The organism is Flavobacterium sp. HSC-32F16 (genome assembly GCF_024171645.1).
Taxonomy (GTDB): domain Bacteria; phylum Bacteroidota; class Bacteroidia; order Flavobacteriales; family Flavobacteriaceae; genus Flavobacterium.
Genome location: NZ_JALKAC010000002.1, coordinates 932,664 through 946,399, shown reverse-complemented (window position 1 = coordinate 946,399; position 13,736 = coordinate 932,664). Strand labels below are relative to the sequence as shown.

At 32.4% G+C, this 13,736-nt stretch carries 12 protein-coding genes; 5 read left to right on the top strand and 7 right to left on the bottom strand.

Going from position 1 to position 13,736, the window contains the following annotated elements; all coding sequences use genetic code 11:
- Positions 1 to 22: 22 nt before the first annotated feature.
- Both L1276_RS10730 and L1276_RS10725 read left to right on the top strand, forming a co-directional pair.
- A complete protein-coding gene (locus L1276_RS10730; RefSeq protein ID WP_253787590.1) occupies positions 23 to 3,304 on the top strand; it encodes a DUF2723 domain-containing protein in 3,282 nt (1,093 codons plus the stop codon).
- 91 nt (positions 3,305 to 3,395) lie between these two features.
- On the top strand, positions 3,396 to 4,034 hold the full coding sequence (locus L1276_RS10725) for a polysaccharide deacetylase family protein (protein ID WP_253787588.1): 639 nt from the start codon (positions 3,396 to 3,398) through the stop codon (positions 4,032 to 4,034).
- Positions 4,035 to 4,057: 23 nt separating this feature from the next.
- Here L1276_RS10725 and L1276_RS10720 read toward each other — a convergent pair whose 3' ends face one another.
- The 7 genes from L1276_RS10720 to L1276_RS10690 form a co-directional block, all read right to left on the bottom strand.
- Positions 4,058 to 4,360, bottom strand: a complete 303-nt coding sequence (locus L1276_RS10720; RefSeq protein ID WP_053474396.1) for a co-chaperone YbbN — start codon at positions 4,358 to 4,360, stop codon at positions 4,058 to 4,060.
- 71 nt (positions 4,361 to 4,431) lie between these two features.
- Complete coding sequence (locus L1276_RS10715) at positions 4,432 to 5,667, bottom strand: metallophosphoesterase (protein WP_253787586.1); 1,236 nt, start codon at positions 5,665 to 5,667, stop codon at positions 4,432 to 4,434.
- A 157-nt stretch (positions 5,668 to 5,824) separates the two neighbouring features.
- A complete protein-coding gene (locus L1276_RS10710) occupies positions 5,825 to 6,007 on the bottom strand; it encodes a hypothetical protein (protein WP_253787584.1) in 183 nt (60 codons plus the stop codon).
- 101 nt (positions 6,008 to 6,108) lie between these two features.
- Entirely contained in the window at positions 6,109 to 7,446 is a 1,338-nt protein-coding gene (locus L1276_RS10705) for an ATP-binding protein (protein ID WP_253787582.1), read from the bottom strand.
- Between the two features lie 10 nt (positions 7,447 to 7,456).
- A complete protein-coding gene (locus tag L1276_RS10700; protein ID WP_253787580.1) occupies positions 7,457 to 8,131 on the bottom strand; it encodes a response regulator transcription factor in 675 nt (224 codons plus the stop codon).
- 185 nt (positions 8,132 to 8,316) lie between these two features.
- The gene (locus tag L1276_RS10695; RefSeq protein ID WP_253787578.1) at positions 8,317 to 8,499 is read right to left on the bottom strand and encodes a hypothetical protein; all 183 of its coding nucleotides are present in this window, start codon (positions 8,497 to 8,499) and stop codon (positions 8,317 to 8,319) included.
- A 51-nt stretch (positions 8,500 to 8,550) separates the two neighbouring features.
- Positions 8,551 to 8,748, bottom strand: coding sequence for a hypothetical protein (locus L1276_RS10690; RefSeq protein WP_253787576.1), 198 nt, complete (start codon positions 8,746 to 8,748; stop codon positions 8,551 to 8,553).
- A gap of 325 nt (positions 8,749 to 9,073) precedes the next feature.
- On the opposite strand from L1276_RS10690, the gene polA reads away from it, so the two are divergent.
- The 3 genes from polA (at position 9,074) to L1276_RS10675 (ending at position 13,685) form a co-directional block, all read left to right on the top strand.
- Positions 9,074 to 11,926: a DNA polymerase I gene (polA, locus tag L1276_RS10685; protein ID WP_253787574.1), complete on the top strand. Its 2,853-nt coding sequence runs from the start codon at positions 9,074 to 9,076 to the stop codon at positions 11,924 to 11,926.
- A 146-nt stretch (positions 11,927 to 12,072) separates the two neighbouring features.
- On the top strand, positions 12,073 to 13,185 hold the full coding sequence (locus L1276_RS10680; RefSeq protein ID WP_253787572.1) for a hypothetical protein: 1,113 nt from the start codon (positions 12,073 to 12,075) through the stop codon (positions 13,183 to 13,185).
- A gap of 11 nt (positions 13,186 to 13,196) precedes the next feature.
- A complete protein-coding gene (locus L1276_RS10675; RefSeq protein ID WP_253787571.1) occupies positions 13,197 to 13,685 on the top strand; it encodes a hypothetical protein in 489 nt (162 codons plus the stop codon).
- Positions 13,686 to 13,736 lie beyond the last annotated feature (51 nt).

Below are 13,736 nucleotides of genomic sequence, written 5' to 3'. Positions count from 1 at the left end.
CACAAAATTTTAATACCTAAATATGGCACAATTCAATTTCAATAAATGGAATACAATTATTGGTTGGTTTGCATTTGCAATCGCTTTAATTACTTACACACTAACTGTTGAACCTACAATGAGCTTTTGGGATTGTGGCGAATATATTGCTACAGCGGCTAAATTAGAAGTTGGCCACCCGCCGGGAGCTCCGCTATTCCAAATGATGGGTGCTTTCTTTGCTATGTTTGCCATAGATGCTCAACATGTAGCCTTGATGGTAAATATGATGTCTGTTTTTTCAAGTGCATTTACAATTTTATTTATGTTTTGGTCTTCGTCTATGATTTTAAAGAAAATCGTAGCACGTTTTGCCGAGATTGATCAAAACAATTCAATTGTTATTTTAGGAAGTTCATTTGTAGGCGCATTAGCCTATACTTTTTCTGACAGCTTTTGGTTTAATGCTGTTGAAGCAGAGGTCTATGCAATGGCCTCTTTATTAATAGCATTACTTTTCTGGCTTGGATTACGCTGGGAACAAGACATGGACAAACCAAAAGGAAATAAATGGTTATTAATTATTTCTTTGGTTGTAGGTCTTTCGTTTGGCGTTCACTTTATGGCGTTATTAACAATCCCGTCAATTGGATTTCTATATTATTTCAAACATTACGAAAAAATCACAATCAAAAATTTCCTTATTGCTAACGTTGTTGTAATTGGAATTTTGTTGTTTATCTTTAAATTACTTCTTCCTTTAACAATGGCATTCTTTGGTAAAACCGAGATTTTCATGGTTAACAATTTAGGATTGCCATTTAATTCCGGAACTATTTTCGTTACTTTATTGTTAATCGCCTTTTTCTATTTCGGATTAAAATTTACCAAACAAAAGGGATTGATTTTTTATAACACCATCATACTTTGTATCTTATTTATATTAATTGGATTTTCTACATGGATCATGCTTCCTGTTCGTGCAAACGCCAATACAGTAATTAATGAAAACAAACCATCTGATGCTGCCGAGGTTTTAGCTTACTACAATCGTGAGCAATATGGCGTAAACCCATTATTCTATGGCCCTCAGTATACTGAAGTTTTTGCTGGCCTTGATGCTAAAACTCCTTATTTAGACAAAAAACCTAACTACGAAAGAGACGATAAAACAGGTAAATATATAATTACCAATAATTATAAGAATGCAGAACAAAATTCTGATGACAATCAAAAAACGATTCTGCCAAGAATGTGGAGTACCGAAACCGGACACATTCAAAACTATATTAACTTCACAAATCCTCCTAAATTCAGAATCAACCCAAATTATGACTATGAAGATGATTTGGCAAAATACGGAATTGATGCAAGCCAATTAAGTGAAGATGAATACAATAAAGCTACCGCACAGCTGCGTAATGAAGTTGAAAAAACAATTTCTGAATTTAGACACGCATATGCTCAAAAACAAATTGATAATGAAGGCTACGTTAAATTCTTAAGAAGTTATGGCGATTATTTAATTATCGAAAAACCAACTGTAACTGACAACTTCAGCTTTATGTTCGAATACCAATTTGGATATATGTATTGGAGATATTTAATGTGGAATTTTGTTGGACGCCAAAGTGATGTTCAGGGAAAATATGACAACTTAGATGGAAACTGGATCAGCGGTATCAAAGCTCTAGACTCTATTCATTTAGGTTCTCAAGACAATTTACCGTCTGATGTCTTAAACAATAAAGGAAGAAATGTTTACTTTTTCCTTCCTTTCATTTTAGGTTTAATTGGACTAATGTACCACGCAAATAAAGATCTTAAAAGTTTTTATGTGCTCTTGGCATTATTCTTATTTACCGGAATTGCCTTAAAAATATACTTAAACGAAAGGCCTTTTGAGCCTCGAGAAAGAGATTATGCTCTTGTTGGATCTTTCTACGTGTTCGCCATCTGGATTGGTTTTGGAGTTTATTCTTTATATGAAAGCTTCAAGAAATATGTCGCTCCCAGAATTGCCGGACCAGTTATTATTGCCGGAAGTTTATTAGCCGCACCAATTTTAATGGCTGCTCAAAACTGGGATGATCACGACAGATCTAACAAATACACCGCTGTTGCAATGGCAAAAGCGTATTTGAGTTCTTGCGATAAGGATGCTATTCTATATACCATTGGAGACAACGACACTTTCCCTCTTTGGTATGCACAGGAAATTGAACATTTTAGAACCGATGTGAAAATTGTAAATACGAGCTTGTTCATGACAGATTGGTATATTGATCAAATGAAAGCCAAATCATACGAATCAGATCCTCTGCCAATTTCTTTCACACATGATCAATATGTAGGAGATAAATTAGATTATGTCGCTCATATTCCAAAAATTGAAACACGCTGGAACATTAAAGATTTTATTGATTTTATTAAAAATCCAAAATCGACTGTGGGCTTACAAAATGGACAAACTATCCATTTTTATCCAACAAATAAAATCAGAGTGAATGTTGATAAAAACACTATTATCAAAAATAAAGTTGTAAATGCAAGATACAATGACTCAATTGTTCCTTATATGGATATCAACATCAAAGGAAATGCACTTTACAAAAACAGATTAATGATGCTGGACATCTTAGCTAATAACGACTGGAAACGCCCTATTTATTTCAGCGGAGGAGCTTTTGATGATGAGGATTATTTATGGCTGAAAGATTATCTGCAATTAGATGGTATGGTTTACAAATTGGTTCCAATTAAAAACACACCTTCTAAAGACGGCGGACCTATGGATATGGGACAAATTGATGCTGATAAAATGTACAATATTGTAATGAAATGGGATTGGGGTAATAGTGAAAGTGAAAAAATTTATCATGATCCTGAAACAAGAAGGAACAGTATTACATACCGTACGAACTTATCTCGTTTAATGAAAGAACTTATTGCCGAAGGTAAAATCGATAAAGCTAAAAATATTATCAATTTAGCGGTAACAAAAATGCCTTTAGATAAATTTGGCTATTATTCATTAGTTGAACCATTTGCCGGCGGTTACTATAAAGTTGGAGAAACTGCTAAAGCACACGATTTATTAGACAAATTGGTTAATAAATACAGAGAGAATCTGGACTATTATAAAACTTTAAGCGGTTCTGATCAATCAGATTTAGCAATTGATATCATTACCGATATTGAACGTTACAGAAGCTTACTGCAAGTTATGAAAGAAAACAACGATAAAGCTTTCTACGAAAAACACAAAACCACTTTTAATACGTATGTAAATATTTTTGAACGTTTTGGACGTGAAAAAGAATAATATACGAAAATTATATTGATTAAAAAAATGCAGTGCTTCTTGATAAAAAGCGCTGCATTTTTTATTTTTACATACATTTAAACCACTTAAAATGAGCTTTTATTGGGTAAAAACTAATTCATTTATAAAAAAGGTGTTTTCTAAATATTGCTGGGATATTCCAAACAATGAGAAGAAAATATACTTAACATTTGATGACGGCCCTACCCCAGAAATCACCGACTGGGTTTTATCTGAATTAAAAAAATTCGACGCAAAAGCTACTTTCTTCTGTATTGGAAAAAATATTAAAGCCAATTTATCTTTATTCGAAAAACTAATAATAGACGGGCATTCTATAGGAAACCATACTATGAACCATGTAAATGGATGGAAAATACATACGAATGATTATATAGAAAACGTAAAGAATTGTGCCCAGATTTTAGACGAAGAAATCAAACCTAATAATTTGATATTTCGTCCGCCTTATGGAAAAATAAAAAAAGCACAATCTAAAATTTTGCGAAAACTGGGTTACAAGATAATAATGTGGGATGTTTTGAGCGCTGATTTTGATCAATCTATTACTCCTGAAAAATGTCTTGAAAATGTAACTAAAAATGTAAAATCAGGAAGTGTAATTGTATTTCATGACAGTATAAAAGCTTCGCCAAATTTAAAATTTGCCCTGCCAAAAACGCTTCATTTTTTAAAAGAAAATGGATATAAGTTCGATATTATTCACTAATAATATCCTCAAAAAAGAATGTATTATACGTCGAATTGATCCTGAACAATTCCAATAAGAGTATTGGCATCAAGTTCCCCAGACTGTCTCCAGATCATTTGTCCTTCCTTGTATATCATTAAAGTCGGAAGTCCTTTAATTCTTAATGCTTCGGCTAATTCTTGATTTTTATCAACATCGATTTTAATTACCTTTGCTTTATCGCCTAGTGCCGCCGCAACATCCTTTATTACAGGATGCATCAATACTGATGATTCGTTCCAATCTGTGTAGAAGTCAATTAACACCGGAACCTGAGCATTTATAAGTTCTCCAAATTTTGACATAAAACCAAAAATTTAATTCTTTTAATCTATTAAAAAGAGATAATTAATACAAATGTAGCATTTTTAACGAATTAAGCCACATTCTCGCCTTTTTTTAGTTCAATCACTGTGATTTCAGGCATTATCCCAACTCGTCCGGGATAGGCATGAAAACCAAACCCCCGGTTTACATAAACGTATCTTCCGGCCTCTTCGTATAATCCGGCCCATTGTTTATAAATATACTGTGCCAGACTCCATTTAAAATATCCCGGAATTTCAATTCCAAACTGCATTCCGTGTGTATGACCTGCTAAGGTCAAATGAAAGTTTTTAGGATGTTTTTTAATTTCATATTCCCAATGACTTGGATCGTGGCTCATTAAAACCTTAAAATCATCTTTATGAAGATTCTCCGAAGCCTTATTCAAATCACCCGCTTTTTTAAAATTAGCACCCCAGTTTTCAACCCCAACCAAAGCAATTTTATCTGTGCCTTTTTGAATGTATTTGTTTTCATTCAACATTAAATCAAAACCAATTTTACCATAAAGGCTTTTAATTTCGGCAAAATTTTCATCCTTCTCTTTTTCAGAAGACCAGGTTACATATTCTCCGTAATCATGATTTCCTAAAACAGCATATTTTCCGTATTTATAGTCTTTTATTCTATTAAAAGTTTCCAGCCACGGATGCATTTCTTTTGCATGTGTGTTTACAATATCTCCGGTAAATAAAATCATATCAGCTTCTTGTTCATTGATTAAATCAATTGCATAATTAATTTTATCAGGATTGTCGAAACTACCGCTGTGAACATCTGAAATCTGCGTTATTTTAAAACCGTCAAATTCATCCGGAAGATCTGGAAAATATACGGTTTGCTTAAATACTTTAAAATTATATTTTCCTTCAAAAATTCCGTAAATCAAAGACAAGAAAGGAACTGCAGCAAGCCCTAAAGCGATTTGGCTGACAAACTTTCGTCTCTCCGGCATCATTTCTTTTCGAGGTGTATGGTAAATAAAATAATTTAAGATGCTTGCCCCTATTCTAATAATATCCTCTCCAAACATTACTAAGGTAAGAACAATTTTTGGAACATATACCAATAACATTAATCCTGTAGTAAACATAAACTGCTTAGTCTGCCCTACCGAACGATCAATTTGAGAAAATGAATAGATAATAAATAGAAGTATCAGCAGGCTTACAACCTGATAACTAACCAAAACCCATCTAAGTTTAATTAAAGTGCGAAAGGCTTGATAGGAATAGAACTCAATAAATATAAAAAGAGCACATAGAATTACAAAACGAAGGATCATTATTTACAGTTTTAAGCAAAGTAACAAAGAATGAAAATTTTATTGCTTTTTATTATCAAAAATTTAACTCAAATAATAGCAAAAGCCGATAGATTTCTCCATCAGCTTTTGTGACCAAATTATTCAAAACCTTTATTCTACAACAAACCTTGTTGTATTATTTTTGAGCTTTTGCCGTTTCTGGCTTAGCTTCTGCTTTTTTAGCTTTTTTGTCTGCTTTTTTCTCTTTTTTAGCTGCTTTTGCTTCCTTTGCAGGAGTTTCTTTTACTGGAGCTGTTTGAGCGTTTACCATTGCTGTTGTTCCTAAAACTGCTGCTGCTAATAAAACTAATTTTTTCATGATCGTAGATTTTTGATTATTATTTCATTATTTATACCTCAAAGATATAACCAGTAAATGAAGGCAAAATGAAGATTAAACCAATCTGAAAAAATTAACTTTTAATTGTGTTTTAGTTCCTCAGGAAACAATAATGTAAAGGTTGTTCCTTCATTAATAACAGATGAAACTTTTATTTCTATATGATGAAAAACGGCAATACTTTTTGCAATAGCAAGCCCTAAGCCCTGACCTTCCTGATCTGAACTTACTCTAGCAAATCTGTTAAATATATTTTCGATTTGAAACTCATTTAAACCAATGCCGGAATCTGTTATTGAAATATAATACTGGTTACTCAAAAAGCCGTCAGAAAAAATGATGCTTCCATCCGGTTTATTATACTTAATAGCATTTGTGACTAAATTATAAATTAGAATATGAATTAACGTTTTATTTCCTGTAAAGCCAAAATCATGTTTTATAGTATTGACAAACTGGATGCCTTTATCATCAATACGATCTTGAAGATCTTCCTGTAAATCTTTAACTATTTCTTGAAAACTAATATTTTCATTTGCTTCATATTGATTGTTTTCAATTCTTGAAATCAGCAATAGATTATTGATAATTTTTTTCAGCATATCTAATGTCTTCAATGAACCCGCGATTTTATCTATTGCATTATCATCTAGAGAATCATTTTGCAATAAGTTCTCTAATTTATTTTTCAGCAAAGCAATTGGAGTTAAAAGCTCGTGCGAAACATTAGATATAAATTGCTTTTCTTTTTTAAAAAGTTCTGCAATACGATCCATCATTTGGTTTAAAACCAAATCTAATTCTCTAAAATCTCTAGACTTTGCATTTATGGGCGTATGATCAAAAACCTCCGGTTCGTTGACTCGTCTTATTTTAGTATCAATTATTTTATAAAACGGTTTCAGTAAATATTCGATATAAAAAGTATCAGCCAAAAATGTCACAAAAAGAATAACAACCAAAACCACAATTATAAACAGCTTAATAATAAAAGTCAGGTCTTTTACTTCGCTTAAACTGCTTCCTATTTCTAGTTGATAGTCTTGATTTTCATAACTAAAATGATGCTGCAGAATTCTGTATTCATTTTCTTCACCTTCAATAATTCGATATTCATTACTAAAAGTGGTTCTTTTTTGATGCGTTTTAATAGGCGCTTTCGAAAGAACTAAAAATTCGCTGTGAAGTGTAGAAAACTGCGAATAAGTTTCGGTCGAATCATCTTCATCTTCAATAAAATCATTAATTTCCTTTTGATTCAAATGATCGATGAATTTCTTCTTCTTTTCAATTAATCCATTATTAATGTGTCTGTAAACTACATTTTCGACCAAAATAGGAAGCATCAGCCATAAAACCAAAATCACCAACAATCTTGTTAGTGCATTAAATATGGCCAATTGATGTTTTATCTTCACAAAAATCTATTTATTCATTAATACGATAGCCCACATTTCGAACAGTTTCAAACCAATCGATTGAAGTGTGTTTGTCTAATTTTTTTCGAAGATTTCGAACGTGAACATCTATAAAATTAGAATCGGAATTTATTTCGAGAATATCTCCCCAGATGTGTTCTGTTAATTGTAATCTTGTAATTACCCGGTTTTTATTTAAAACCAAATACTGAAAAATGTCAAATTCTTTTTTGGTCAAACTTAAAGGCACTTCATTAAAACTTACTTTATAATCCTGAAGCTGCAATAAAAAACCGTGAATACTTAAATGGTTTAAAGTAAAACCATGAATCCTGCGAATTACGGCAAACAATCTTGCTGCGAGTTCGGTCAACGCAAAAGGTTTTGTCAAATAATCATCAGCTCCAAGATGAAGTCCATTAATTCTATCGTCAAGTTCACCACGTGCTGTAAGCACAATTACCGCAATTTTTGATTTTGTTTTTCGAATAGTCTTTAAAACCTCAAAACCATCTCCGTCGGGCAGACCAAGATCAAGCAGCATGGCATCATAATCATTACTTGCAAATTCTTCCAGAGCATCGGCACAATTATTGGCAATTTTACAAATATAACCTGCTTTGCACAGAAAATCATAAATCTCTACAGCAAGTTCCTTATTATCTTCAACAATCAAAACATTCATAAACAAGGCATTTAAGCGCAACTAAAATTAATCAATTATCAAAAGTCCAATCGCACATTATTAAAAAATTAACGAATAAAAAAAGCTGACAAATTTCTTCATCAGCTTTTCAATCGCATTAATCATAATCATTATTCCTGTTTTGTATCCGTTACAATGCTTCGAAAACAAAACGAGAGCAATTCTTATTTTTTCACGGTTGCCGCTTCAGCTTTTGGAGCTTCAGCTTTTGCTTTTTTATTTGCTTTGTGATGGTGTTTTGTGGCTTTTACTTCTTTTGCCGGAGCTGTTTGAGCTGGAGTTGTTTGAGCGCTTACCATTGCAGTTGTTCCTAGAACCGCTGCTGCTAATAAAATTAATTTTTTCATGACTTTAAATTTTTAAATTATTTTACCTTTTATTCTAAATTACTTGTTTGTTTATTTTTTTGCTTTTGTTGTTTCTGCTTTTGGAGCTTCACTTTTTTCTGATTTCACTTTTTTATCAGATTTGTTTTTTTTGTGTTTTGTTGCTTTTACTTCTTTTGCAGGAACTGTTTTACCCTCTTTTGCAGGAAACGCATGAACCATTGCACTTGTTCCCAAAACTGCTGCTAATAACATCAATAAATTTCTCATGATTTCTAAGATTTAAATTAAATACCTTTTATTTTACAGATCAAAATTACCTTCGCAACATGAAGAGAAAATGAAGAAATCCCTGAATAAAAAATTTTAACTTGACATTAACGCTTTGCTGATTTTTGAATCATATAAGTTATATAAATTCATTAAAACATCTCCATAATAATATTCACCATAAATATGACACGCACAGCAGTGCGCCTCTACGGGTACGTCTCTACTAAAATAGACTTATATAACTTATATGGTGGAAAAAAAATCTCGTTAGTCTAATTTTTGAGAACCCAATTGTTTATTTTTACAGACTAATATTTTTTATATGTCAACTCAAAAACGTCTTTTTCTTCTAGATGCTTATGCATTAATTTTTCGTGGTTATTATGCTTTTATAAAAAACCCGAGAATCAACTCAAAAGGAATGGATACATCTGCAATTATGGGTTTTATGAACTCACTTTTGGATGTTATTAAAAGAGAAAAACCAGATCATTTGGCTGTTGCTTTTGACAAAGAAGGAAGTCAGGTAAGAACCGAAATGTTCGCAGAATATAAAGCCAATCGTGACGCAACGCCTGAGGCTATTAAAATTGCTATTCCATACATTCAGGAATTATTAAGAGCCATGCATATTCCTATTATTGAAATTGCAGGCTGTGAAGCCGATGATTTAATTGGAACAATTGCCAAACAAGCCGAAAAACAGAATTACAAGGTTTTTATGGTAACGCCGGATAAGGATTTTGCACAATTGGTTTCTGAAAATATCTTTATGTACAAACCGGCCCGTATGGGTAACGGAATCGAAATTTGGGGAATTCCTGAGGTTCTGGCAAAATTCGAAGTGGAAAGACCAGAGCAAGTAATCGATTTTCTTGGAATGATGGGGGACGCCGTGGATAATATTCCGGGATTGCCTGGAGTTGGTGAAGTAACGGCCAAAAAATTCCTGAAAGAATTTGGCACAATGGAAAACCTTTTAGATAATACTCATCTGCTAAAAGGAAAAATGAAAGAGAATATCGAAGCAAATAAAGACAAAGGTATTTTATCTAAAAAACTGGCAACAATTATCTGCGACTGTGATGTAGTTTTTAATGAAGATGATTATGAACTTTCACGTCCGGATATTGAAAAAACAGATGCTATTTTTCAGGAATTAGAATTTAGAAGAATGGCAGAACAGTTTGACAACTTATTTAAAGTTGGAGGCGGAAATGAATTAGCCGGCTCTAATCCTGCTCAAGATGCCAAATTGTACAAAAAGCCACAGCCTAAAAACGAAGACCAGTTTGATCTTTTTGGCGGAGGCGGCACTACTCTTGATGAAAGCGCGGAGGCTGCAAGAAATTCATTTTACAGTACTTTAGAAAATACGGAGCATTCGTACCAAACTATTCAAGGTGATTTAGGAATTAAATTGCTTCTACAGAATTTACAAAAACAGACTTCGGTTTGTTTTGATACCGAAACTACAGGAATCGATGCTTTGCATGCAGAACTTGTTGGAATGTCTTTCTCTTATGAAAAAGGAAAAGCATTTTATGTTCCGTTTCCGGAAAGCCAGGAAGAAGCACAAGTTTTAGTAGACAAATTTGTTCCGTTTTTTGAAAATGAAAACATCGAAAAAATTGGGCAAAATTTAAAATACGATTTAAAAATCCTTGCAAATTATGGCGTTACCGTAAAAGGAAAACTTTTTGATACCATGATCGCGCATTATTTGATTAATCCGGATATGCGTCATAATATGGATATTTTAGCTGAAACGTATTTGAAATATTCTCCAAAATCAATTGAAACTTTAATTGGTAAAAAAGGAAAAAATCAGCTTTCGATGCGCAATGTTCCTTTAGAAGATATTAAAGAATATGCTGCCGAAGATGCTGATATTACTTTACAGTTAAAAGAAATCTTTACAACTGAATTAGATAAAACAGAAACTAAAAAGCTGTTTGATGAAATCGAAATTCCGTTAGTCAGCGTTTTAGCTGCAATGGAAACAGAAGGAATTCGTCTTGATGTTGAATTCTTAAAACAAATGTCTGGAGAGATGGAAATTGAAATCAAATCTCTCGAAGAACAAATTTACGAAACTGCCGGCGAGAAATTCAATCTTGCTTCTCCAAAACAATTGGGAGATATTTTATTTGATAAACTTAAAATTGGCGGCGCCAAACAAAAGAAAACCAAAACCGGCCAATATGCAACCGGCGAAGAAGTTTTGACTTATTTAGCCAACGACAATCCAATTGTAAAACAGATTTTAGACTGGCGTCAAATGGTAAAATTACAAAGTACCTATATATTGGCTTTGCCGGAACAAGTTGACAAAAAAACTTTACGTGTTCATACTGATTATATGCAAACTGTTGCGGCAACAGGACGTTTGAGCTCTAACAATCCGAACTTACAAAACATTCCAATTCGTACGGAAAGAGGCCGACAAATTCGTAAAGCTTTTGTCGCACGTGATGAAAACCATACTTTAATTTCTGCCGATTACTCGCAAATCGAATTACGAATTATTGCTGCTTTGAGCGGTGAAGAAAATATGATTGCAGCTTTCCAAAACGGAGAAGACATTCACAGAGCAACTGCTGCAAAAGTTTTTGATGTGGCTTTAGAAGAAGTTTCCCGCGAACAAAGAAGCAACGCCAAAACGGTAAACTTCGGTATTATATATGGGGTTTCTGCTTTTGGATTAAGTAATCAGACTTCATTATCCCGAGGCGAAAGTGCTGCTTTAATAGATGCTTATTATAAAACATATCCGAGATTAAAATCATATATGCAGGATCAGGTTGATTTTGCTCGTGAAAATGGTTATGTACAAACTATTTTAGGTCGTCGCCGTTATTTAAAAGATATCAATTCTGCAAATGCCGTTGTAAGAAGTGCTGCCGAACGAAACGCTGTAAACGCCCCAATTCAGGGAAGTGCTGCTGATGTGATTAAAATCGCGATGATTAACATTCATAAAAAATTACAAGACGAAAACTGGAAATCTAAAATGTTACTTCAGGTACATGATGAGCTTGTTTTCGATGTTCACAACGATGAACTCGAAAAAATCCAGCCTATGATTAAACACGAAATGGAAAATGCTTTTAAAATGGCAGTTCCTTTAGAAGTTGAACTTGGTTTAGGTAAAGATTGGCTAGAAGCGCACTAAAAAAATACTTTTCAAATTTTAAAAGTCATTCAAATTTGAATGGCTTTTTTTAATTGATAAAAAACCATTTTAAAATATAAGATTTTACATCTTTCTTACGTTTATTGCTTCAAACCAAAAAACTTTAAAATTTAAAAAAAAGGAAAATGAGAAAATGTTTTTTCTGCCTATTCATACTTTATTCAACAATTGCATTTTGTCAGGACAAAATTTATTATCTGGAAGGAAATTTAGGCAAAAGCCCAATTTTCATGACCGTTCAAGTCTATAAATCAGGCAGCGAAACTAATCTAACCGCAGTTTATTTCTATAAGAATTCATTAAAAGACATTAAACTGGAAGCAAAGCTAATAGATAATAACTATACTTTTTATTTCAAACCAGGGGATATTGTGACCGAAAAGTTTTACCTGAAAAAATCAGGTAATAATTTTGATGGTTTTTGGTATGATTCCAAAGAAAAACAATTGGCAGTTCATCTTGAACCTGTAAATTTTGACAATTACAACTCAAATCTAACCATTAGGTTTGATGACGAACGTTTAAATCTGGTGAAATATAAATTTCTTGAATTCAAAAAACAAAAAACTACACTTTATAACAATAAAGAAATTATCTGGTATTCTGAAAAACATTGTGATTCTGAATTCTTTAGACTTGGAAATAATTTTTCTGAGAAAAACAAAACTGTGATTAATCCTGTTTTAGAACAAATACACATTCAAAATACATTAAGCCAGCTTAATTGTTCTTCGAGTTTTGAATATAGTAATGGCCGGGGAATTGAAAATACAACAACCCTAAATTTTCTGAATAATAATTTGCTGGGATTTGAAATTTTTAGAGGATGGGACTGTGGAGGCGCTCATCCAGATTTTGGAGGAAGCGGTTATCTAATTGATTTGAATAATGGAAAACAATATGAAATTGACGATATCATAGCATTTGACAAAAGTGTGACGGGCGACAAAAAAAATAATTTTGACGCTTTTTCAAAATACAGAAATGATTATTTTGCTCCAAAATTAGTAGAGCTTATTACCTCGATAGAGCATTTTAAAAAACCAGATAATGATGACGACTGCGATTACACAAATGTTGAATATTGGGATTTTGTGTCTTGGAGTTATACAAAAAAAGGAATAACATTTACGCCTTATTTTCCAAGAGTAAACCGAGCGTGCGAAGAACCTTTTCTTGTTCCTTTCGAAAAATTAAAAAAATATAAAAACCCGAAATTTCCATACAATTTAAATTAAAGAATATCCTCTTGAAAAAATTATTCCTCACGATTATTGTCTTTATTTCGTTATTTGGCAAAGCCCAGATAAGGGATGAAAACATTAGATTGAAAGTTCTGCGAAAAAATACAATTGAAAAAGAGTATGTTTTTGGAAAATGGAATAATAAAGGTGGTACCGAAACTTCTTTAACCTATTTAGGAATTTTAAAAACCAATACAGGCAAAACTTATAAAATCATGAATTCCGTTTGGACGTGGGGTATGTCATGCCGAAGTACAAGCAGAATCTTAGTATTTAATGCTAAAAACCAATATTTAGGTAATTATTATATTACAAAGGAAAGTAATTTGCCAAAAAAAATTAAAGATGGAGTTCTAATCTTTGAAAACAGGGATTCTGAATGTGATAAAAAAATTATTTCCAAAATCAGTTTTAAAAACGGATTACCACAAAAAATTTACAAAAAATGCAATAACGAGTATGGAGATTCATTTGAGTTTGATAGTAACAATTAGGAATCTAAATAATCATTTCATAAAAAAACCATCAGCTAAAACTGATGGTTC

Bases quoted from the DNA above. Each gene is read 5' to 3' on its own strand.
- L1276_RS10730 (WP_253787590.1), top strand. From the start codon at position 23: ATGGCACAATTCAATTTCAATAAATGGAATACAATTATTGGTTGGTTT.
- L1276_RS10725 (WP_253787588.1), top strand. From the start codon at position 3,396: ATGAGCTTTTATTGGGTAAAAACTAATTCATTTATAAAAAAGGTGTTT.
- L1276_RS10720 (WP_053474396.1), bottom strand. From the start codon at position 4,360: ATGTCAAAATTTGGAGAACTTATAAATGCTCAGGTTCCGGTGTTAATT.
- L1276_RS10715 (WP_253787586.1), bottom strand. From the start codon at position 5,667: ATGATCCTTCGTTTTGTAATTCTATGTGCTCTTTTTATATTTATTGAG.
- L1276_RS10710 (WP_253787584.1), bottom strand. From the start codon at position 6,007: ATGAAAAAATTAGTTTTATTAGCAGCAGCAGTTTTAGGAACAACAGCA.
- L1276_RS10700 (WP_253787580.1), bottom strand. From the start codon at position 8,131: ATGAATGTTTTGATTGTTGAAGATAATAAGGAACTTGCTGTAGAGATT.
- L1276_RS10695 (WP_253787578.1), bottom strand. From the start codon at position 8,499: ATGAAAAAATTAATTTTATTAGCAGCAGCGGTTCTAGGAACAACTGCA.
- L1276_RS10690 (WP_253787576.1), bottom strand. From the start codon at position 8,748: ATGAGAAATTTATTGATGTTATTAGCAGCAGTTTTGGGAACAAGTGCA.
- polA (WP_253787574.1), top strand. From the start codon at position 9,074: ATGTCAACTCAAAAACGTCTTTTTCTTCTAGATGCTTATGCATTAATT.
- L1276_RS10680 (WP_253787572.1), top strand. From the start codon at position 12,073: ATGAGAAAATGTTTTTTCTGCCTATTCATACTTTATTCAACAATTGCA.